General features: G+C 50.0%; 20 protein-coding genes. 9 read left to right on the forward strand and 11 right to left on the reverse strand.

The window, feature by feature from the left end:
* Positions 1–55 precede the first annotated feature (55 nt).
* Positions 56–802: a leucyl/phenylalanyl-tRNA--protein transferase gene (gene aat / locus ACTHUR_RS07660; protein WP_070460638.1), complete on the forward strand. Its 747-nt coding sequence runs from the start codon at positions 56–58 to the stop codon at positions 800–802.
* 262 nt (positions 803–1,064) lie between these two features.
* Positions 1,065–1,886 carry a 2,3,4,5-tetrahydropyridine-2,6-dicarboxylate N-succinyltransferase gene (gene dapD / locus ACTHUR_RS07665; RefSeq protein WP_107792234.1) on the forward strand — a complete coding sequence of 274 codons (822 nt, stop codon included), beginning with the start codon at positions 1,065–1,067 and terminating at the stop codon, positions 1,884–1,886.
* Between the two features lie 196 nt (positions 1,887–2,082).
* Here the strand turns inward: dapD and ACTHUR_RS07670 are convergent, their stop codons facing one another.
* The 4 genes from ACTHUR_RS07670 to ACTHUR_RS07685 form a co-directional block, all read right to left on the reverse strand.
* On the reverse strand, positions 2,083–2,877 hold the full coding sequence (locus tag ACTHUR_RS07670; RefSeq protein ID WP_107810426.1) for a glycosyltransferase family 8 protein: 795 nt from the start codon (positions 2,875–2,877) through the stop codon (positions 2,083–2,085).
* Positions 2,878–2,914: 37 nt separating this feature from the next.
* The gene (rmuC, locus tag ACTHUR_RS07675; RefSeq protein WP_107810427.1) at positions 2,915–4,717 is read right to left on the reverse strand and encodes a DNA recombination protein RmuC; all 1,803 of its coding nucleotides are present in this window, start codon (positions 4,715–4,717) and stop codon (positions 2,915–2,917) included.
* A 1,027-nt stretch (positions 4,718–5,744) separates the two neighbouring features.
* Positions 5,745–7,109, reverse strand: a complete 1,365-nt coding sequence (gene mnmE / locus ACTHUR_RS07680; protein ID WP_107792232.1) for a tRNA uridine-5-carboxymethylaminomethyl(34) synthesis GTPase MnmE — start codon at positions 7,107–7,109, stop codon at positions 5,745–5,747.
* 125 nt (positions 7,110–7,234) lie between these two features.
* Positions 7,235–7,465 carry a helix-turn-helix domain-containing protein gene (locus tag ACTHUR_RS07685; protein WP_049344313.1) on the reverse strand — a complete coding sequence of 77 codons (231 nt, stop codon included), beginning with the start codon at positions 7,463–7,465 and terminating at the stop codon, positions 7,235–7,237.
* A 102-nt stretch (positions 7,466–7,567) separates the two neighbouring features.
* On the opposite strand from ACTHUR_RS07685, the gene ACTHUR_RS07690 reads away from it, so the two are divergent.
* Entirely contained in the window at positions 7,568–8,023 is a 456-nt protein-coding gene (locus tag ACTHUR_RS07690) for a PH domain-containing protein (RefSeq protein WP_107769106.1), read from the forward strand.
* A gap of 237 nt (positions 8,024–8,260) precedes the next feature.
* Here ACTHUR_RS07690 and ACTHUR_RS07695 read toward each other — a convergent pair whose 3' ends face one another.
* On the reverse strand, positions 8,261–8,917 hold the full coding sequence (locus ACTHUR_RS07695) for an NAD(P)-dependent oxidoreductase (protein WP_107769107.1): 657 nt from the start codon (positions 8,915–8,917) through the stop codon (positions 8,261–8,263).
* A 120-nt stretch (positions 8,918–9,037) separates the two neighbouring features.
* Between ACTHUR_RS07695 and ACTHUR_RS07700 the strand changes: the two genes are divergently transcribed.
* From ACTHUR_RS07700 to ubiG, 4 genes are all read left to right on the forward strand, one after another.
* The gene (locus ACTHUR_RS07700; protein ID WP_107769108.1) at positions 9,038–9,928 is read left to right on the forward strand and encodes a LysR family transcriptional regulator; all 891 of its coding nucleotides are present in this window, start codon (positions 9,038–9,040) and stop codon (positions 9,926–9,928) included.
* Positions 9,925–10,197 carry a GIY-YIG nuclease family protein gene (locus ACTHUR_RS07705; protein ID WP_440361211.1) on the forward strand — a complete coding sequence of 91 codons (273 nt, stop codon included), beginning with the start codon at positions 9,925–9,927 and terminating at the stop codon, positions 10,195–10,197. Before ACTHUR_RS07700 ends, ACTHUR_RS07705 begins: the two co-directional genes overlap by 4 nt.
* Before the next feature lie 462 nt (positions 10,198–10,659).
* Positions 10,660–11,193: a c-type cytochrome gene (locus ACTHUR_RS07710; protein ID WP_049336936.1), complete on the forward strand. Its 534-nt coding sequence runs from the start codon at positions 10,660–10,662 to the stop codon at positions 11,191–11,193.
* 162 nt (positions 11,194–11,355) lie between these two features.
* Entirely contained in the window at positions 11,356–12,069 is a 714-nt protein-coding gene (gene ubiG, locus ACTHUR_RS07715; RefSeq protein WP_191620595.1) for a bifunctional 2-polyprenyl-6-hydroxyphenol methylase/3-demethylubiquinol 3-O-methyltransferase UbiG, read from the forward strand.
* A gap of 157 nt (positions 12,070–12,226) precedes the next feature.
* Here the strand turns inward: ubiG and ACTHUR_RS07720 are convergent, their stop codons facing one another.
* Entirely contained in the window at positions 12,227–12,697 is a 471-nt protein-coding gene (locus ACTHUR_RS07720) for a CYTH domain-containing protein (protein ID WP_049336938.1), read from the reverse strand.
* Positions 12,698–12,735: 38 nt separating this feature from the next.
* Positions 12,736–13,155, reverse strand: coding sequence for a CopD family protein (locus ACTHUR_RS07725; protein WP_004520906.1), 420 nt, complete (start codon positions 13,153–13,155; stop codon positions 12,736–12,738).
* Between the two features lie 234 nt (positions 13,156–13,389).
* Between ACTHUR_RS07725 and ACTHUR_RS07730 the strand changes: the two genes are divergently transcribed.
* Complete coding sequence (locus tag ACTHUR_RS07730) at positions 13,390–13,653, forward strand: hypothetical protein (protein ID WP_004520905.1); 264 nt, start codon at positions 13,390–13,392, stop codon at positions 13,651–13,653.
* Positions 13,654–14,006: 353 nt separating this feature from the next.
* Here the strand turns inward: ACTHUR_RS07730 and ACTHUR_RS07735 are convergent, their stop codons facing one another.
* The 4 genes from ACTHUR_RS07735 to ACTHUR_RS07750 all read right to left on the reverse strand — a co-directional run bounded on the left by ACTHUR_RS07735 (position 14,007) and on the right by ACTHUR_RS07750 (position 18,482).
* Positions 14,007–16,043: a M3 family metallopeptidase gene (locus ACTHUR_RS07735; RefSeq protein ID WP_049336939.1), complete on the reverse strand. Its 2,037-nt coding sequence runs from the start codon at positions 16,041–16,043 to the stop codon at positions 14,007–14,009.
* A gap of 121 nt (positions 16,044–16,164) precedes the next feature.
* Positions 16,165–17,031: a hypothetical protein gene (locus ACTHUR_RS07740; protein ID WP_004520901.1), complete on the reverse strand. Its 867-nt coding sequence runs from the start codon at positions 17,029–17,031 to the stop codon at positions 16,165–16,167.
* A gap of 71 nt (positions 17,032–17,102) precedes the next feature.
* Positions 17,103–17,966, reverse strand: a complete 864-nt coding sequence (locus ACTHUR_RS07745) for a mechanosensitive ion channel family protein (RefSeq protein WP_004520900.1) — start codon at positions 17,964–17,966, stop codon at positions 17,103–17,105.
* 21 nt (positions 17,967–17,987) lie between these two features.
* The gene (locus tag ACTHUR_RS07750; RefSeq protein ID WP_004520899.1) at positions 17,988–18,482 is read right to left on the reverse strand and encodes a restriction endonuclease; all 495 of its coding nucleotides are present in this window, start codon (positions 18,480–18,482) and stop codon (positions 17,988–17,990) included.
* A 288-nt stretch (positions 18,483–18,770) separates the two neighbouring features.
* On the opposite strand from ACTHUR_RS07750, the gene ACTHUR_RS07755 reads away from it, so the two are divergent.
* Positions 18,771–19,106 (forward strand): hypothetical protein, encoded by a 336-nt coding sequence (locus ACTHUR_RS07755; protein WP_440361210.1) that lies wholly within the window; start codon positions 18,771–18,773, stop codon positions 19,104–19,106.
* The last annotated feature ends 35 nt before the right edge of the window (positions 19,107–19,141 follow it).

Here is a 19,141-nt window from a genome sequence, read left to right on the forward strand (position 1 = left end):
AGACGGCCTTGGGCATTTTCAGCCTGAGGCCGTCTGAAACTTTATGGGCTTTGCGATGAAGATTCCTTTTCTTGCACCACGGGATTATCGTTTCCCCGACCCGTCTTACGCTTTGGCCGAATGCGACGGCTTGGTCGGCGTCAGCGGCGATTTGGATACGGGGCGGCTGTTGTCGGCGTATGGGCAGGGGATTTTTCCGTGGTTTAGCCGCGACGGTTGGTTTTTCTGGTATGCGGTTGCGCCGCGAGCTGTGATTGTGCCGGAAAGCCTGCATATAGGCCGTTCGCTCGCCAAAACTTTGCGTCACAAGCCGTATCGGGTAACGGTCAACCGCTGTTTTGAAAAAGTGATTGCCCATTGCGCCAATGTGCCGCGTCCAGAACAGGACGGAACGTGGATAGAACCTGCGTTTCAGACGGCCTATTTGAAGCTACACCATCAGGGGCATGCGCATTCGTTTGAATGCTGGCTGCCGGATGAGCAAGGCGAAATGCAGTTGGCAGGCGGGTTTTACGGCGTGCAAATCGGCTGCGTGTTTTATGGCGAATCGATGTTTGCTTTGCGTCCCGATGCGTCAAAGATTGCGTTTGCCTGCGCCGTACCGTTTTTGGAGGATTTGGGCGTTGCGCTGATAGACTGTCAGCAGGATACGGAACATATGCGCCGTTTCGGTTCGCAGTTGATGGATTTCGCCGACTTTCAGACGGCCTTGAAAGATTTGAACGCGAAACCGTTAAAGCGGAATATCGAATGCGGCGTGGTGGCTGAAAATCTTCTGCAAAAGATTGGCGGCGAAGATTGATTTATCGGCACGGTGTGTCGGCAGAATCGACAGTCTGCATATTGTGATTGGGAAACCGGTTGGAAAATAAATACGATTCAACTCTCTTGAACAGGCCGTCTGAAAATCTTGGCTTAACCAAAATCCGGCCGTGTAACGCTCGGCGCTAATCATGTTAATAGCTGACGAAATCGCTTTTACATGGCAAAATAACGAGTTAAATATTTGTAATAGGGCGGCCTGAATAGGTTTCAGACGGCCCTGATCTCTTGAAGGAATCAACATGTCTTTGCAAAACATCATTGAAACGGCTTTTGAAAACCGTGCCGAAATCAATCCGCATACCGTTACCCCCGAAGTGCGTGAAGCGGTTTTGGAAACCATCCGCCAACTCGACTCCGGCAAACTGCGCGTTGCCGAGCGTTTGGGTGTGGGCGAATGGAAAGTCAACGAATGGGCGAAAAAAGCCGTATTGCTGTCTTTCCGCATTCAGGACAATGAAATCCTCAACGACGGTGTGAACAAATACTTCGACAAAGTGCCGACTAAATTTGCCGATTGGTCTGAAGACGAATTCCGCAGCGCAGGCTTCCGCGCAGTTCCGGGTGCGGTTGCCCGCCGTGGCAGCTTTGTGGCGAAAAATGTCGTGTTGATGCCTTCTTATGTCAATATCGGCGCATACGTTGACGAAGGTGCGATGGTCGATACTTGGGCGACTGTCGGTTCTTGCGCGCAAATCGGTAAAAACGTGCACTTGAGCGGCGGTGTCGGTATCGGCGGAGTCCTCGAGCCTCTGCAAGCCAGCCCTACCATTATTGAAGACAACTGCTTTATTGGTGCGCGTTCTGAAATCGTTGAGGGCGTGATTGTCGAAGAAGGCAGCGTGATTTCTATGGGCGTATTCATCGGTCAATCCACAAAAATCTTTGACCGTACTACCGGCGAAATCTATCAAGGCCGCGTACCGGCTGGTTCGGTTGTCGTATCCGGCAGCATGCCTTCCAAAGACGGCAGCCACAGCCTCTACTGCGCAGTTATCGTCAAACGCGTGGACGTGCAAACCCGTGCGAAAACCAGCGTGAATGAATTGTTGCGCGGTATCTAATCGGATAACGATAACGCTGATTGAAGGTGGTATGCTCACTCTATGGTTAGTTTTGAACAAAAAAACAGGCAGAATGTTCTGCCTGTTTTTTTATGGCTTAAAGGCCGTCTGAAACGATTTCAGACGGCCTTTTGTTTTTGATGATGGGTTGTTTTAAGGTCAATTGAGGCAAGGGAAGGGTATTCCCTTTCTGGGACTACGCTTCCGGCCAGTCGGCGCAATAGTATTGCCAATAGATTTCTTCAAAAGGAATCTTGCCGTAATCGCACAACCACGGTTTGGCGCGTGTGGTGTAGTGGATAACGGGCGGGACGGTGTCAGGTTTGGGGAATATTTCGCCGAGATTTCGTTTTTGGAAATATTGGACTGCGCCTGTTTGAAAATTCCAAGATTCTTCCAATTGCAGCCAATTTTTTTGAAATACGGTGTTTAGAAAGCATTGGTCGCCGTAGGGAACGGATTTGTCAATGGTGGCAGCAGTTTGCAGCAGTTGCGCCGCGATATTCTGTTCCCGCCATTGCGCCAGGTCGACCAACAACATACCGGAATTGAAATAGGGCGTAGTGTGCAGGCCGGTCGGGTGATTCCATTCGGTACGGGCAAGAAAGGAGTCTTGTACCGCCGCAACGGGATAACCGTGCATATCGAGGTTGAACAAATCGTGCAGGGATTGGGTAACCACCATATCGCTGTCGAGATACAGGGCGCGGTCGACAGGAAGGTGCTGCATCATCAGACGGAAAAATGCGGCATCCGAAATATGGGGTAGGCGGCGATATTGGCTGAAGTCCATCTCGATTTTGACATCATTCAGACGGCCGCCGCTGGCCGCGAGCTTTTGGTTGGTATAGTCGATCCATTCCCGTCTGAAGGTATTGTGCATGAGGTAGAAATTGACATTTGTGTTGTGTGTGCAGACGGACTTCATCAGTGTATGAACCTGCTCGGCATAACCGGTATCGGCGGCAAGGACGATGGTGATGTTGCTCATTGTTAAATTCCCTTTATTTGCAATGTCTTAAGTTTTATCAGTCATTTTCTTGGTCTTGTGCGGTCGGTAAAGCGGCGTGGTCTTCGTTTTCCGACATGGCTTTTTCTAATAAATCGCGTTGCAGTTGCTTACCGGCTTTGATGCCCAATTTGCGCAGTTTTTCGGTGCTGCTGATGAGGTTGCCCCTGCCGGAAACCAAGCGGCCATAGGCCGTCTGAAACTGAGATTGAGCCTGACCAAGCGCTTTGTTGATGCCGTCCATGCTTTCGACAAAGCCAACAAATTTGTCATAAAGTTTGCTGCCTGCCTCGGCAATGGCCAGTGCGTTTTGGTTTTGTTGCTCATTGCGCCAGATGTTGGCAACGGTGCGCAGGGTGGCGAGCAGGGTGCTGGGGCCGGTCAGCATGATGCGTTTGTCGAAACACTCTTGGAAGAGGTTTGGATCGTGTTGCAGGGCGAGGAGGTAGGCCGGTTCGACAGGGACGAACATAAAGACGAAGTCCAACGTTTTGACACCCTCAAGGTCGGTGTAATCCTTCGCTGCCAAGCTTTTGATGTGGGCGCGGATGCTGGCGACGTGGTTGGCAAGCTCGCGCTCTGCTTCTGCGCCGGTGCTTTGCGTATAGCGGACGTAGGCGGTCAGCGATACTTTGGAGTCGATGACGATTTGTTTGTTGTCGGGCAGATTGATGAGGACGTCGGGCTGGAGGCGGCGTTGGGTGCCGTCTGCTTCGTGGCGGACGCTGGAAGCTTGAACGATGTATTCGCGGCCTTTTTGCAGGCCGGAATTTTCCAATACGCTTTCCAAAATCATCTCGCCCCAGTTGCCTTGGGTTTTGTTTTGCGTGCCGGTCAGCGCGGTGGTCAGCGCTTTGGCATCGTGGTGGAGCTGGGTGTTGAGTGTTTGCAGGCGTTTGAGCTCGTTTTCGATGGTCAGGCGTTCTTTGGCTTCTTTTTCATAAGTCTGCTGAACCAGCTCGCTGAAGCCGTGTATGCGTTCGTTGAGCGGATTGAGTAGTTGCTGGAGATGGTCGTGGTTTTGTTCGGTAAAGCGGCGGCTTTTCTCTTCCAGAATAGTGTTGGCGAGGTTTTGGAACTGGTCGCTCAGGTTTTTACGAGCATCTGCCAGCAGGGTTAGTTTTTCTTCGGCAGCCTGACGGTCTTTTTCCGATTGGGTGTTGAGGCGCTCGTTTTGGACTTGAAGCGCGTGGTTTTGCTCCAAAAGGGCGGCGTATTCTTGTTTCAGACGGCCTTTTTCAGCTTCCTGTTGCTGTAAAAGGCTGTTTTTGTCGTCGATATTGGCTTTTTCTTGCGCCAGTTGTGTGGAGAGGCGTTCGTTTTGGACTTGCAGCGCATGGTTTTGCTCCAACAGCGTGTCGTAGTCTTGTTTCAGACGGCCTTTTTCCGTTTCCTGCTGTTGTAAAAGCGTATTTTTATCCGCACTCAATGCCTGTTCTTGAATCAGTTGCGTGTTGAGGCGTTCGTTGTTGATTTGCAGGTTTTGCGCGCTTTGCTGCCATTTTGCACATTCGTGTTTTAAAGCTTCGGCTTCGGCCTCGCAATCTTGCAGATAGGCAATCTGTTTTTCGGCTGCGGCAAAGCGGTTGCCTGTCTCCTGCAATTCGTCTTGCAATTCCTGCACGGTATGGCGGCTTTGCGCCAAGTCCGCCGCAGTTTGAGCCTGCACCTGTTCGGCAAACTCATGCAGGCGGCGGCTTTCGGCCAATTCTTGTAAAACAATAAAGTGTCGGCTTTGGGTTTGGTAGCGTGTTATCAGCCAAGCAAACAGCGCGCCGATAAAAAATGCGGCCGCACCGGTCAGGATTAGGGTGTTGTTCATGCTGGAAATAGTCAATATGCAGAATGTTTCACTATATCATATATTTGCAGCGCATTTTATGGTCGGATATGCGCTAGAAACGTGTGTTTTCTTTAAAAGAAGCTATCAAAGGTATTGGTTTTGACTAAATGAATATTTGGTTTGCAAAAAATATAATTTTGTAACATTTTGAATTTAAAAATATATTTAATTTAGAGTGCAATTTTGCAACAAAAAAGGAGGGATTTTATGGGCGCAGAAAGATACGTTTGTAGTGTATATGTAATTAAGACATCGGTGTCATTGAAAAAGACATCGGTGTCATTTTCAAAACAAAATATAAATTAACTAAAATCTTCATTATGTACATTTTTATCATTTTATCTTTACGAAAAAGTCGTATTAATTAACGATTAACACGGTATGATTCGTCCTGTCGGCGGCGCAGATGCCGGCGAAAAAATGTGTATGTTGTTAAATAACATTTTGTATCTATGAAAAAGGACTACTTAAAATGGCACATTTAATAACGCTTGCCGTCGCTTCTTTAATCGGTATGTCGGGGATACCGGCCTCCGCACTCGGCGTCGCCTACAATATTGAAACGGTAGTACACAAATAATTCAATTATAAACGAATTGATTACAATACTTCAGAAAACGCAACTTAGGCCGTTTTTCGGCCGACAGACAAGAAAGTGAGACAAACAATGAAAACTTTAATTAAACTGGCAGCAGCCTCTTTAATCGGTATGTCCGGCCTGACCGTCGGCGCAACCAATATCGCCCACAATATGGCTGATGCCGACAAATAAAAAATACACAACACACCCTTAAATACACAGAAAAGAGTTAAAATGAAAACATTAATCAAATTGGCTGCGGCTTCTTTGATCGGCATGTCCGGTTTGACAGTTGGCGCAACCAAAATCGCAAAAAATATGGCAGAAGCTGCCAATAAATAAACGCAAGTGAAATTAAGCTTGTTTTGGTGATAAAAAAGGCCGTCTGAACATTCAGACGGCCTTTGTATTTGATGGCAAACCGTTTTATTTGCCGATACAGAAGCGCGAGAAAATCACGCCCAGCAAATCGTCGGCGGTAAATTCGCCTGTGATTTCGCTGCACGCGTTTTGGGCGAGGCGCAGGTGTTCGGCGAAAAGCTCGATTTGGTTGTTGTCGCAGAGGGCGGCGTTTTCCAGCTCGGCTTCGGCTTCGTGCAGGGCGTTGAGGTGGCGGCTGCGGGCGAGGAACAGGCTTTCGCTTTCGCCCTGCCAGCCGACTTCCTGCAACAGCGCGTGTTTGAGTAAGTCAAGACCCGCGCCGGTTTTGGCGGACAGGCTGATGACACTTTCCGCGCCGGTTTGCGCGAGGCCGTCTGAACGGACGGCGACAGGTTCGCCGGTCAGGTCGGCTTTGTTGTGGATTTCGATTTTTTTCAAACCTTCGGGCAGGCTGTTCAAAATGGCTTGGGTTTTGGCGTTCAAGCCTTCGCGCGGGTCAATCAGAATCAGGGCGACATCGGCTTCGGAGACGGCTTTGCGGCTGCGCTCGATGCCGATTTGTTCGACCACGTCGTCGGTTTCGCGCAGACCGGCGGTGTCGATGATGTGGACGGGCACGCCGTCGAGGGTGATTTGTTCGCGCACGGTGTCGCGGGTGGTGCCGGCGATGTCGGTTACGATGGCGATGTCGTCGCCAGCCAAGGCGTTGAGCAGGCTGGATTTGCCGACGTTGGGCGCGCCGACGAGGACGACGTTCATGCCTTCGCGCAAAATCGCGCCTTGTTCCGCACTGGCAAGCACGGTTTCCAGACGGCCTTGCAGGGCTTGGAGCTTGCCGCGCGCGTCGGCGGCTTCGAGAAAGTCGATGTCTTCTTCGGGGAAGTCCAGCGTGGCTTCGACCAGCATCCGCAAAGTAATAAGGTCGTCTACCAGCTCGTGTATGTGTCGGGAAAATGCGCCTTTGAGCGAACGCAACGCCATACGTGCGGCAGACTTGCTGGAGGCGTCGATGAGGTCGGCGACGCTTTCGGCTTGTGCAAGGTCGAGTTTGTTGTTGAGGAAGGCGCGTTTGGTAAATTCGCCCGGCTCCGCCATGCGCGCACCCAGTTCGAGGCAGCGCGAGAGCAACATGTCCATCACGACGGGGCCACCGTGTCCCTGCAACTCAATCACGTCTTCGCCGGTAAAGCTGGCTGGCGCGGCGAAGTAGAGCAGGATGCCGTTGTCTATCGGCTGTCCGTCGCCGCCGAGAAAGTCGGTGTAAAGCGCGGTGCGCGGCTTGGGCGTTTTGCCGCCGCTGAGGGTTTGCGCCAAAGGCAGCAGGTTTTTGCCGGAAAGGCGGATCACGCCGACTCCACCGCGTCCGGGTGCGGTGGCGATGGCGGCGATGGTGGGTTGGGTTACGGACATGAGAACTCGCGTATAGGTAAATTTAATGTGCGTATTATAGCAAAAGGCCGTCTGAAACTTTGGGTTTTGGGGTTTCAGACGACCTTTTTAGCAGATTGGCAATGTGGGCGGACTACTTAAACGGTTCAGGTATTTTTAATTTCCAAATCATCCGGTAGTAAGTCGTGTACGGAACAGTTTAAAGCAGAAGACAGTTGATATAGTTTATCAACCGTTATGTTGACCTCCCCCCTTTCTATTCTACCCATATAGCTTCTGTCTATATCGGCAAGTAAGGCTAAGCTTTCTTGGTTGATATTGGACTGTTTGCGGATTTCTCGGATTTTTATACCTATCAAAACACTGATTTTACTCATGAGATTTGTCTTCACAAATCTCAAAATATCCAATTTTGACGCCTATTTATCCACGGATTATAATCCGTATTTTTGGAAAATACCTAATGTGGAGAATGTTAAATGACAAGTTATATTGAAAGCTCTTTAGGGCGAGGTGAACGTATTGTTTATAAAGCGCAAGTATCGTGGTTTTCCCAATTCTGGAGGATTTTTTTCGGTATCCTGCTGTTGATGTGGGTAATCGGTATCGTATTTATAGTGTTCGCGGTATTGAATGTAATGACAACCGAGCTTGCTTTAACTAACAAAAGGGTTATCGCTAAGTTTGGCTTTATCCGCCGGCAAACAATTGAGATAAATATCAACCGTATCGAAAGTATTTCGGTAAATCAAGGTTTTTGGGGCAGGATTTTCAATTATGGCTCCGTAGTGGTCAGAGGGACGGGCGGCAGTCATGCTCCGATTCCTTATATCGCACGACCAATGGAGTTCCGTCAACAATTCAATGATTTTATAGATAACGAAATTGGTGGTGGCTCGAAAAATCAAATTGAATTAAAACCGCCTGCCGTTTGAGGTGGGTGGAAACGGTGGTTTTTGTTTTATATAGCCCAATTACTTTATTTTCGATACGCAATACCTATTGCCGTCATTTCCGCGCAGGTGGGACTGACGAGGTTGGAAGCCTTGAAATATCGGAAGTTAGTTATGTTTGCTATAGCAAAATTGTAATTAAATATTTATTTCTATCAATCCGAATATGAAAAGGCCGTCTGAAACTTTGGGTTTCAGACGGCCTTTAAATTAAGATGATTAAACGGCGGCGACAGTAAAGCGTTCAAACAAATGCGCTTTGTTTTCCGCATCGTCGGCGATGGCGACTGCCAAATCGGCCACGCTGATGCCTGCCGGAATTTCACCGTCCATCAGCAAATCGTCTTTGCCCAAGCGGTATTTGCCGGTTTTGTCTTCGCTGAAACCGCCGTCCGCGCCCAGTCGTGCCGGAGGGGAAACGAAAGACCAGTTCACATCGCGGCGCGGCAGGAGTTCTGCCAAGAGATGGCGTGCGGCATTGGCGCCGTCGAAAATTTCTTTCGGGAAGTCGGGCGTATCGATAACTTGCAAACCGGGTGCCACATACAGGCTGCCCGCGCCGCCGACGAGCAATAAATAAGGCACTTGCGCTGCTTTTGCTGCTTCGACAATGCTGTTTGCGCCGTGTGTGAAATCCGCGCCGATGTTGGGATTGGTCCAGCCCGGGTTGAACGCGCTGACTACGGCATCAAAACCGGCCAGTTTGTCGGCAAAATCGGCTGCATTGACATCTGCGGAGACTGCGGCAACATTTTGCGCTTGGAACACTTTGTCTGTGTTGCGGGCGAAAGCGGTTACTTTATGACCGCGGCCTGCTAATTCTTGAACGACTGCGTTGCCGACATAACCTGTTGCACCGATAACTGCGATTTTCATATTTAACTCCTTGTGGGGATGTGATTGATTAGATGAGTGCATTGTAAGGCCGTCTGAAATGCTTGATAATCCCTGATTTACTGTTATTATTGTGAAGTTAAACTAAACAATTATTTCTAAATGCAAGACATCAAACCCCTGCTTGTTTTCGCTACTGTCCTCGAACATGGCAGCATGAATGCCGCCGCTGCCGCGCTGGGCATGACCCCGTCTGCTGTCAGCCAGCACATCAATCGCCTCGAAACCCTGCACGGCATCAAGCTGTTAAACCGCAGCACGCGCAGCCTTGCGCCTACCGATGCCGGCCGCGCCTTGGGCGAATACTGCCGCCGTCTCGCCGCCACCCTTGCCGATACGCGTACCGTTATCGACAATCTGAAAACCGAACCTGTCGGCGAATTGCGCATTTCCCTGACTTCTACGGTCATCGAATCCCGCGCTTTTCAGACGGCCTTTTCACGATTGCAAACCGAGTTTCCCAAAATCCGCCCCGTCCTTAATTTCAGCTATACTTTGGACGACCTGCAACACAATCAGACCGACATCGCCATACGCGGCGGCGACCGCGCTTTGGACGATCCCAATTTGGTCGCGCGCCATCTCGTGACTTGGCCGTACATCATTTGCGCCGCGCCGGATTATCTTGACCGGCATCCGCCCATTACCCATCCCTCTCAGCTTCATGCACACCGCTGGCTGCATCTTTTACCTGTCCGCACGACCTTGCAAAATGGTGAAGAAAGCTATTTCCTCGACATCGCCGACAGCATTGCCTGTACGCATCTTGCCGCCGTGTGTAACCTGACCGAAAGCGGATTTGGTTTGTCTTTGCAGGTGGGCGGCGAAGTGAGGGAGAAAATTGCACAAGGCCGTCTGAAAGCGGTTTTGCCTGAATGGACATTGCCGCCGGTCAGCCTTTATTTGGTAACGCCTTATCGTGTGCAGTCTGCCAAAACCGAGGTTGCCGTGCGCATTTTTACCGAGAGTTTTGCCAAGGAAGGGGATTTATGAACGCGGAAAATTGGAGCGTTTACCTGATTTTGTGCGAAAACGGCGCGTTTTATTGCGGCATCAGCAACCATCCGCAAGAGCGGTTTACGGCGCACTTGTCAGGAAAAGGCGCGAAATACACGCGTTTGAACAAGCCTGTCGAGATGCGCATCGTTTCAGACGGCCTGAACAAGAGTGAAGCGCTAAAACAGGAAATCGGCATTAAGAAATTGACGGCAGAGCAGAAGCGGGGATTGTGGACTGAAGCTGAAACCTTGGCAAAAGGCTAATGGCATTGGATTAAATTGTAGTCGGAATATGAAAAACTCTATAAACAAGTAAGCCTGCCGGTGTCTTTTGCATGGCCAAGCGGCAAATGTTTATTAACATGATTCAAAAAGGCCGTCTGAAACCTGATTGGGATTCAAACGGCCTGTTTGGATGGGGATGGCTTTTAGGTTGACGCTACTTATGGAGAAGTCGGTAAAAAGTTGAATTCTAAAAGAAACTTTGAAAATAAAATGAGTAACTGCTTGAACAATAAAATGAAAGTTATCGCATTTCATGACAAATGGGGTGAATTTCTATCCGAGTGGAGAGGTGGTGTCAATATGTTTTTCAGTTTTTGAGACAAAATCTGATTTATACCAATATTTATTATAGTGTAGGTCAAAAGTATTAGTTTCTATGCTAGAATTTTTAAGCTGTTTATATAAAACAGTGATTTAAATAAAATTAAGGAAAGACAGAACATGAACAAATTACTGATTGCCGTAATGATGATGGCTGGTTTGACAGCTTGTTCCCAAGAGGCTAAACAGGAGACACAAGAGACTGCTCAAGCCGTTGCATCTGAAGTGAAAAACGAAGCCGCTTCTGCTGCCGATGCGACTGCATCTGCCGCTCAAGAAGCTGCCGATAAGGTTGAAGCCGCCGCCAGCAAAGCAGAGGAAGCCGCCAAACCTGAAGAAGCCGCCAAGCCTGAAGAGAAAGCCGAAGCGCCTGCCGCTGAAGCCAAGCCTGCCGAATCCGCCAAAGTGGACGGCAAAGCTGTTTTTGAAGCGAACTGTAAAGCATGCCACAGCGGCTTGATTCCCGGCGCTCCGGCCGTAGGCAAAAAAGAAGACTGGGCGCCTCGCATTAAACAAGGTAAAGACACTCTGCACAAACACGCAATCGAAGGCTTCCAAGCCATGCCTGCCAAAGGCGGCAACGGCAGCTTGAGCGACGATGAAGTGAAAGCCGCAGTTGACTACATGGCCAACGAATCCGGCGCTAAATTCTAAACCGCACCGATTGAAACGCACCTTGTCACAAGGTGCGTTTTTTATGGGCAGACGGATGAAAGTTGAAATAGGGCCGATAAACAGGCAAAGGCCGTCTGAAACATTTTATTTTGAAGCACAATCGGCTAAAATCAGGCGAATTATTTTATGCAGGAGCAAACCATGAGCAATCAACACGACAACGTAGATGCCGGCGAAATCGCCAAGTTCAGCCAAATCGCCGACAAATGGTGGGATAAAAACGGCGAATTCAAGCCCCTGCATGACATCAACCCCTTGCGCCTAAACTATATCGACGGCTATACCGGATTGGCAGGCAAATGTGTGTTAGATGTAGGCTGCGGTGGCGGTATTTTGTCGGAAAGCATGGCCAAACGCGGTGCAGAACACGTGACCGGCATCGATATGGCGGAAAAATCCCTGCAAACCGCCGCTGCCCATGCGGCCAGCCAACACGTTGCCAATATCGATTACCGCTGCATCCGCGTTGAAGACCTCGCCGCCGAGCAGCCGCATAGCTTTGACGTGGTAACGTGTATGGAAATGATGGAACACGTTCCTGATCCGTCTGCCATCGTTCAAGCCTGTGCGAAACTGGTCAAACCTGACGGCATGGTGTTTTTCTCCACCATCAACCGCAATCCCAAATCTTATCTGCATCTGATTGTCGGCGCGGAATATCTGTTGAAATTCGTCCCCAAAGGCACGCACGACTGGAAAAAATTCATTACGCCGGCAGAACTTGCGCGTATGTGCCGCCAAGCCGGATTGGATACCGTCGGCAGCAAGGGCATGACCTACAATTTGTTGAGCGGTCGTTATTCCCTGTGCGACTCGACCGAGGTTAACTATATGGTGGCCTGCCGTCCGGCGTAAAGTTCAACTGATAAAACACACGGGCTTGCCCGATATTTGAAACGGTATGTCGAAAGCAGCTTGATACAAATATCGGTAAGGTAAATCAGGCCGTCTGAAAAGAAAAAAGGCATGTTCGATACATGCCTTTTTTGTCTGTGCAGTGCAGCTGTCGCCCTTATTCCGTCCAAGACGAATACGGATGTTTGCTCAAATACGCATTGGTGAATTTACCGTCTGACGTGATTTCCTTGCCCAGCCAAGACGGTTTGGGAAACTCGGTATCTTCAGACGGCAATTCGATTTCCGCCACAATCAATGGCGCATTGTCGCCGAAATATTCGTCGATTTCATACACAAAACCTTCAAATTCGACCCGATAGCGGTATTTTTCCATTTTAAACGGGCACATATCCGCCATCATCACTTGCGCGTGAGCCAGCGGAATTTCGTATTCAAACTCGCTGCGCGTCATGTCGGAAATATAGCCTTTCAGGGTCAGCCATGCTTGCGAACCGATAATCCGCACGCGGATGGTGCGCTCTTTTTCCACGCTCAAATAGCCCTGTTGCAACACCAGCGGCTCGCTTGCCGCTTTGCGCCAACTGTCATCTGCCAGTAAAAAGCGGCGTTCGATTTCGACCGTCATGAATTCTTTCCTTATTTACCAAACAGGCCGTCTGAAGATCAAAACGGCTTGAAAACCACCATATAAAGCGCGGCCACCATCATCAATACGGGGAGTTCGTTGAATACCCGATACCAGCGGTGCGAATACACATTGCTGCCGTTTTGAAAACGGCGCAGCAGCAGGCCGCAATAAAGCTGGTAAGCCAAGAGCAGCAGGCCGCACAATAATTTAACCGCCAGCCAGCCGTTGCCCCACCAATTATTTACAAACCCGATGGCCGCGCCAAATATCAGCGTTCCCCAGCCCAAAGGCGACATAAAGCGGTACAGCCTGCGCGACATATCCGTCAGCCGTACATATTCCACGCTACCAGGCTCTAATTGCGCCAGATTCACATAAATCCGTGGCAGATAAAACAGTCCGGCAAACCAAGAAATCACAAAAAATATGTGTAACAGCTTAAACCACAAATACATTTCAGACGGCCCCAAAACCTAAAACCATTATTTTATCCGCAATACGGCCCGAGCCAAAACAAAATAGTCAAAACAATCCGATTTAGTGCGCCGCAACAATGTGTTGCAGGCGCGATTTTACCCAAAAACCAAATTGTAAATTTCGCAACAATATGCAAGTTAATATATGCACAATGCAAAAAACTTGTTAAAATCCTATGCTATTTAATTATAAAAACATTATGGACGGAAAACATGAAACAATTTGAAATCAGCAACAGCGTCAGGAAAGAGCTTAGCAACTACCTGAATACGCACAATCTAAACCTCAAAGCCGCCATGGACAACGAAACAACCAATGGCGAAGTCGCGGCCATCGTTCACGCAGGATTGCCGGCGATGATTCGGAAAATCTATTCTTTGGAAAAAATGAAAACCTTTTTCTGGACGAAAAAAGATTTGATGATGGAATTTATCAATATGCGTTTGGCTGCCGGCGATAAAAAAGGCAAAAACTAATTTTAGCGATGGGCAGGGGGAGATAGGGGTTTGAAATGCGGACTTCTGTTTTTCTCGAAGTCTTGTTAGGGATAGGTGTACTCATTGTTCCTAATAAATTTTGACAACCGAAAGGTCGTCTGAAATTCAAATGATAGGGCATGGGAACATGCCCTGTTTTTATGGGCGGTTGGTCTGCATTGGGAAAATATTGAGCTTGGCAATCATTGCGGCGTTCCGCGCCGGGTAGTTTTATCGGTTGAATGGTTTTATTTGTTTTGCTGAACATATTGAATGGATTATAAAAAGGCCGTCTGAAATATTTCAGACGGCCTTTAGCGTTGAATCAGCAATTAAAACGGCGGATTTTCAAATCAAGCTGCGTTGTCGAAACCGCTGTGGCGGAGCAGGGCATCCAGGCTTGGTTCGCGGCCGCGGAAGGCTTTGAAGGATTCGGCTGCGTTGCGCGAACCGCCGACGGCCAGTATTTCTTTCCAGAAGCGGCGGCCTGTTTCGGCAACATCGTCGCTTTCTTCAAAAGCGGCGTAAGCGTCCGCGCTCAAAACTTCCGCCCATGCGTAGCTGTAATAGCCTGCGGAGTAGCCGCCGGCGAAGATGTGGCTGAAGCTCAAGGCAAAGCGGTTGTATGCCGGCGGTTGGGTTACGGCGACTTCTTGGCGCACTTTGTCCAAGATTTGCGGCCATTCTTTCAGACGGCCTTCATCTTCCTGATGGTAGATTTCCATGTCGAAGAGGGCAAATTCCATTTGACGGACGAGGAACATACCGCGTTGGAAGTTTTTAGCCGCGTGCATTTTGTCGAACAGCTCTTTCGGCAATACCGCGCCGGTTTCTTCGTGCGAGGACATTTGCGCCAATACGTCGTATTCCCAAACGAAGTTTTCCATGAATTGGCTGGGCAGCTCGACCGCGTCCCATTCGACGCCGTTGATGCCGGATACGCCCACTTCGTCAACTTGGGTCAACAAGTGGTGCAGGCCGTGGCCGGTTTCATGGAAGAGGGTGATGATTTCGTCGTGGCTCAAACGCGCTTCTTTGTCGCCGACCGGCGGGGTGAAGTTGCAGACGAGGTAAGCAGTCGGCAGTTGCAGCGTACCGTCGGCGAAACGGCGGCGGCTTTTGTAGCCGTCCATCCATGCGCCGCCGCGTTTGCCTTCGCGTGCGTACAAGTCCATGTAAACGCCGCCGATGGTTTGGCCGTCTTGTTTCAGCTCGAAATAGCGCACGTCTTTGTGCCAAACGGGGACGGTTTTTTCAGCCAGCTCGATGCCGTAGAGTTTTTTGATTTGGGCAAACAGGCCTGCCAATACTTTGCTGATAGGGAAGTATTTTTTCACTTCGGTTTCGCTGAAGGCGTATTTGGCTTGACGCAGTTTTTCGGCGGCGTAGCTCAAATCCCAAGATTGCGGATCTTCGATATTCAGGCTCTCGCGTGCAAAGGCTTTGATTTCGGCAAAGTCTTTTTCGGCAAACGGTTTGGCGCGGCGGGCAAGGTCGTGCAGGAAGTTTAAAACCTGTTCGGGCGTGTCGGCCATTTTGGTTGCCAGCGACAGCTCGGCGTAGTTTTTGAAACCGAGCAGTTTGGCGGTTTTCAATGCGTTTTCGAGAGTGCGGTCGATGTTGGCCGTATTGTCGAATTTGCCGTCGTCAGACAATTCGCTGGCGCGGGTAACGTAGGCACGGTAGATTTGTTCGCGCAGTTCGCGGTTGTCGGCGTATTGGATGACGGCGAGGTAGTGCGGAATTTGCAGGCCGATTTTGTAGCCTGTTTTACCTTCGCTTTGCGCGGCGGCGGCAAACATGGCGAGGGAGTCTTCGGGAATGCCGGCAAGCGGCGCGGCATCGTCAAAGTGAATGCCGAAAGCGTCGGTTGCGTCTTGGATGTTTTGTGCGAATTTGGCACCCAGTTGCGCGCCTTCGGTTTGCAGTTGCGCCAGTTCTGCCTGCTGTTCGGGCGGCAATTCGGCACCGCTGAGGACGAAATCGCGCAAGTCGTGGTTGAGCTTGGTTTGCTGCGCCGGGGAGAGGGTGTCGAATTCGGCAGAGTTTTTGATGATTTTAAAGCGGTTGTACAACTCGATGTCTTGACCGATTTCGGTGAAGAAGATGGTGATTTCTGGCATCAATTCGTTGTATACGGCACGCAATTCGGGCGTGTCGACTACGGAGTTGAGATGGGAAACCACGCTCCAAATGCGGCCGACGCGTTCGGTAATGTCGGTCAGTTTTTCGACGGTGTTGGCCCAGTCGGTGTGCGTTTGCGCTTTGATGGCGGCGATTTGTTCGCGCGCTTCGGCAATGGCGGTTTGCAGGGCGGGTTTGATGTCTTCGGTTTTGATTTGGTCGAAACGGGGTTCTTCGCCCAAGTGGAGCAGGACGTTGTCGCTCATATGGTTTCTCCTGAATAAGATGGATTCAGACGGCCTTGTGGCCGTCTGAAAAGAAAACGATAGGCGTTATATGGTGGCAGACAGGCAGAATTAAAGTGTCCTGCCTTCCTGTCGGCCAATCTTATTCTGCGCCGCGCGGATTGGCGTGCAATGGCGCAGCCAGCTCGAGGCGCATGGTGGTGCCTTCTGGGGCATAAACCGCATTGGCAACATTGGTTTGCAGGGATTCGGCAAACGAGCCGCGATACACTTTTGCGCCTTGGTGGGTCAGGTTGGATTGCACGTCGACGTACACTTCTCCGCCGATTTGACGCCAGAGGTAGCAGAAGGTGTAGTCTTCAGACAGGTAGCGTTTGCTTTCGGGATCGACCATGCAGTCGAAGAAGCGGTAGTGCAGGCCTTTGTTTTCCGGGCTGTAGTCGCTGTCGGAGACGTAGTTCAACTCGGGGTAGGCCTCTATCATTTTTTCAAATACGCTGCGTTTGATAACCATGAAGCCGGTTGGCGCGTCATGGACTTTCATAAAACCGTCTTCATCGACTTTCAATACGATTTCACCGTTTTCATCTTTGTCGTTGGTGTTGACGGTGTAAGAAGTGTACATACGCTCAAAATCGGCTTGGGTCATGCCGGCCGGAAGGCCTGCTTTCGGCCAGTTTTCGCGTTTGAGCGGATAAACGCCGGCTACAACGTCTTTATCGGCCAAGAGCAGGCGGTAGAATGAGTCGGGAGAGAAGCCGATGTCGGAGTCAATCCAGAATAAATGCGTCCATTCTTTGTTTTCCAAAAATTTGGCCACGCAGTTGTTGCGCGCGCGCGTAATCAGGCTTTCGCCGCGCTGCATCATTACTTGCAGCGGCAGGCCGAGGGAGGCGTTGGTGTGGACGATGTTCAGAAGCGAGAGGGTGTAGTTGTGGAAATATTTGCCGTCATGGCTGGGGGTCATAATGACGGGATACATTTCGGCAAGGGCTGATTCGGGCAACATGACTTTTCCTTATTGTTGATTGTGAACTTCATTATTGTAAGGGATTTAATTGTATCAATAAACAAACCGTACTATTTTGTTTGGTTGATCAGTCGGTATTGCGTGCGCAAAAATTCGTCTAAGACGGCCTGTTGTATTTCCAGCCGTTTGGAAACGGGGGAGGCGAAGCGTACGATGATGTGGTACACCTTGTCATCATGCGGCACGCGGGACACGCGCGGCTGGGCGGCGGGGGTAATAAAGAGTTTTTGCGCTTGAACGTTTTCCAAATATTGTTGGATAACGGGAACATAGGCTGCGCACAAGGGCTCAAGAACGGCTTTCAGACGGCCTATGATTTCGTCCGAATCCAAATGAATCGGCACGGGGATTTCCACCGTATGAATCACATAATTGCCCAAAATATTGTCGCGGCGCACGGTGTGGCTCAGAAGCAGGCTGTTGGGAAACGAGAGCGTTTTGCCGGAAAGTTGGCCGATCAATGGATTAGGGCCGATTTGCATCATCAGCGTGTTCAGCATATTGATATCGACCACCCGTCCGCGCAGGCCGTTGATTTCGATGTAGTCTCCGATGGAGTATTGTTTGGTTACCGAGCGCAGGATGCTGCCGGACAAACACATAATCAGCTCTTTGGTTGCCACCACAATCGCCGCGGCCACTGCAAACATCGACAAGGCCAAAGTTTGAATCTGCGCCGCCCAAATCATCGCCAGCCCGAGCAGGATCAGCAACATGGTCACGTTGCGGCTGAACACCAGCGAGCGGCGTTTGTTTTCAATGCTCAAATCCGGATGGCTGCGAAAATGCGCCGAGAGCAAAATGCTGCGCCCGGCAATGACGGCCACAATCATCAATACCGACATCAATGCCGATTTAATGATTTCTTCACTGACAGGCAAAGCGTTCAGCCATTCATGCATGGTGTTCCACATAATCCTGTTTCCTTTCCCTTCTTAGGCCGTCTGAAAACCCACGCGTTCAAAAATTTCTGCCGCACACGCTTCCGATACCGCAAACAAAGTTGCCACGCTGCCCAAAGCCCGTTGCGTAGCCGCACTCAAATCATCACGGCACACTTCGCCCAGCCACTCAACCGGCCGCACCAGCGACATTTTTTCATCGTCCCATTGCGGACAATGTACCGCGCCGCCCGTAATCCTGCCGACCCGATAACGGCGCAAAGCAGGCGAGTAGGTCAGTACGGCATCTCCATCAGCCAATTCGTTGACAAACCGCCACACCTGAGCCGCGCCCGATTGCGCCGTTCTCAACTTCACATCCGGTACGGCCGAACGGTAAATATCGGTCAGCTCCTCACGGCCAAAACCCTTGGCCGCCGCTTCGGCCAGCATAGGCCAGGCCAATGCCGCAACACCGCGTTCAAAAAATACATCATAAAGCGCACCTTGCGTGCTGCGAACCATATAAAGTTTGGCTTGTTTTCCCATTACAGTACCTGTTTGTTTGAAGGATTCATCCCTTTGTTTCCATGTTACCTGTTACGGCTGAAAAATTCGATATTTTACATTGCCGGAAGGGTTTGAAGTTCTCGCTGAAAATAAATGAATTATAGATGAAAGGCCGTCTGAAAAATAAAATAGGCTTATATATCAACAGATGATATAGCGTAACAATATATTAATAACTGTAAAATTATTTACGTTTGCATCAAAAAAAGATAAGATGGAATAATCAATCGAGAAAGATTGCTATTCACTGAACATTAGGAGAGAAAAATGACCTGTAAAACCCACGAACATCATGACCACGTTCACAGCGCAAACTGCGGCCACACTGCCATCAAACACGAAGGCCACGTCGATTATCTGCACGACGGCCACCTGCACCATGAGCACAACGGCCACTACGACAAGCATGCTCTGAGCGTCAATGAAACCAACCCTGACGGCTGCCATCCGGTTGACACCTGCCACGGCCACGTTCACGGCGAAGGTTGCGGCCACGAAGCCGTACCGCACGGCGATCACGTTGACTACATCGTCAACGGCCGTCTGCATCACCAACATGGCGACCACTGCGACGACCACGGCCCGGTTGAAATCGTTAAATAAAACTGTTTTTCAGACGGCCTTTAATATGGAGCATC

The organism is Neisseria sp. P0021.S007, from assembly GCF_051956855.1.